This window comes from Saccharothrix coeruleofusca (assembly GCF_014648515.1).
In the GTDB taxonomy this organism is placed as follows: domain Bacteria; phylum Actinomycetota; class Actinomycetes; order Mycobacteriales; family Pseudonocardiaceae; genus Actinosynnema; species Actinosynnema coeruleofuscum.
In genome coordinates this window covers 14,554-16,908 of sequence record NZ_BMRG01000007.1, presented here as the reverse complement: position 1 = coordinate 16,908, position 2,355 = coordinate 14,554, and the positions used below count along the sequence as shown (strand labels likewise).

Genomic DNA, 2,355 nt, shown 5'->3' with positions numbered 1-2,355 from the left:
CGCTCCAGGACAGCCGGAGCCTGCGCAGCGCGGCCAGCGGCGTGCCCACCGGGGCGGGCAGGCTGCCCAGCACCAGCAGCGCGGCCACGATCAGCGCCACCCCGCCCAGGGTGACCGTGCCGGTCACCGCCTGGTCCTTGCCTCCGGGGGAGAGCGCGAGCCGGGTGCGGTCCACGGCCAGCGCCACCAGCGGCACCACCGGGGACAGCAGCACCAACCCGTGCAGCAGGGTTCCGGTGCGCAGCGCGGCGTAGCCGAACGCGGCCAGCACCGTGCCGCTGCCCAGCGCCGCCGCCGGACCCACCGCCCACGCGGGCAGCAGGTTGAACAGCGCCAGCACCAGCAGCGCGCCGCCCAGCGCCAGTCCGAGCAGACCCAGGAAGCGGGCCGTCCGCCCGCCCCTGGTCAGCCCGGTGACCATCCAGTACGGCAGCAGCGTCGCGCCGCGCAGCGCCCTGGTCAGCGGTTTGGCGGGACCGAACCCGGAGTTCTCGCTGTCGACCACGGTGACCGCCACCGCCGCGGCCGTGGCCGCGGTGCGGATGACCTGGTCGCTGCCCGCTTCCTGGGTCATCGGCTCGCGGCCGATGCCCGCCCGGTCGAACGCCTCCAGCGCCTCCACGCCCAGCCGCACGGTGTCGGCGGTGGTCGTGGGCGGGGTGGCCAGCTCGGCCAGCAGCCGCTCGTGCTCGTCGAGGAACAGCTGGCCGCGCGAGCGGGGGTCCGCGCCGTCGCGCTGGTCGGCCAGGACGGCCTGGCGCAGCGCGGGCAGCTCCTCGCAGATGATCCGCACGTGCAGCCCCCACGCGGCCAGCTCGGCCAGCGCGACGCACGGCGGGGGCACGTCCTCGTCGCCGGAGTCGTAGACCGCGGCCAGCTGGGCCACCGCCTCGTCGCGCAGTCCGGCCAGCCGGGCGGGCAGCTGTGCGCCGAACAGCTGCGCGGTCATCTCCGCGACCACGGCCGCCGCGCGCTGCGCCGAGGAGGACCCGTCGGCGTGGAAGCGGTCCATCCGGCGCAGCCGCAGCGGGTCGAACAGCACCCGGCACAGCATGGTGGCGCCGTCGAGCCTGCCCCAGATCCAGTCGTTGACCCGCCATGACCGCTTGAGGAACCCGGAGAACCGGCCCAGCGCCGCGCCGCCCGCCTTGTCGTCGGCGGTCACGCTGTGCCTGGCGAAGCCGTTGCGGGTCTGCAGGCTGATCTGCACCAGCTCCACGGCTTGGTCGAGCCCGCCGCGGGTGTCGTCGGCCAGGCAGGTGGTGGCCACCTCCAGCGCCAGCACCCGGCACAGCAGCAGCGGCTCGCCCGCCAGCCCCGCCGCCGTCTCCTGCTCGGTGGCCGCCTCGGTGAGCAGCCGGTACCACGGGCCCAGCCCGCCCATGCCGCGGCGCTCGGGGCTGAGCCCGGTGACGATCCGGTGCGCCACGCCCAGCACCCCGGCGATCACGTCCACCTGCGCGCGCACCCGCTCGCCGATCGAGTTCGGGTCGTCGGCCAGCATCCGCGCGGTGTAGTGCTGCAGCCGCACCCGCCAGTAGACCTGGCTCAGCTCGACCGGGTCGTCCTCGTCCATGCCCAGCTCGCGGCGCACCTCCCGCTCCACCAGGGTGCGGGCCCTCGGCGAGTCCAGCTCCTCGCGCAGCCTGCGCAGGGTGGCGCGGACCTCGTGCAGGGTGGTGCGGGCCTCGGCGATGCGCTCGCAGGTGAGCCGGGCCTGCTCGCCCTCGGCGGCCGTGGGCACCACCCACACCAGCCGCTTGACCAGGTCCATGGTGGCCGAGGCCAGCCGGTCGGCCATGGAGATGCCCCACGGCCAGCCGGGCACCGGCGTGGTGGCGGGCAGGTGGCCGGGCGGCACGTAGGGCAGGCCGTCGTGGTTCTTCAGCCACATGCGCTGGGCCAGCTCGGCCGCCGCGCGCACCCGCTCGAAGGTCCAGCCCGCCGGGTTGGCCTTGGGCGCGTCCAGCTCGCGGGTGGTCACGTCACGGGCCGCCTGCCGGATGCGCACGTCCTGGTAGTGCCCGCGCAGCGCCCTGGTCAGCGCGTAGAGGCTGCCGGTGAGGCTCTCGCCCTCCTCGCCCAGCCGGGTCAGCAGCGCGCTGCGCCCGCCCCGGCGGGACGCGGCGGCGCGGTTGTGCTCCTCGATGTGCTCCACGTAGGTGCGGCTGCTCTGGCTGGTCAGCGCGCCCAGCAGCTGCCCGCCGGTGCTCAGCGTGGTGGGCAGCTCGCCGTCCACGCGCGTGCTCGCGCCCGCCTGCGGCGCGTGCGGGAACACCAGCAGCATCACCCGCCGCACCGGTCCCTCGGCGGGCATCCGGTCGATGGCCTCCAGCGCCTCCCTGGTGGGGGTGT

Annotated in this window: 1 protein-coding gene; it reads right to left on the bottom strand. The window is 75.9% G+C overall.

Annotated features, from left to right (window positions below; all coding sequences use genetic code 11):
• A partial coding sequence (locus IEZ00_RS36770) for a DUF3376 domain-containing protein (RefSeq protein WP_229795932.1) occupies positions 1 to 2,355 on the bottom strand: 2,355 nt, incomplete at both ends.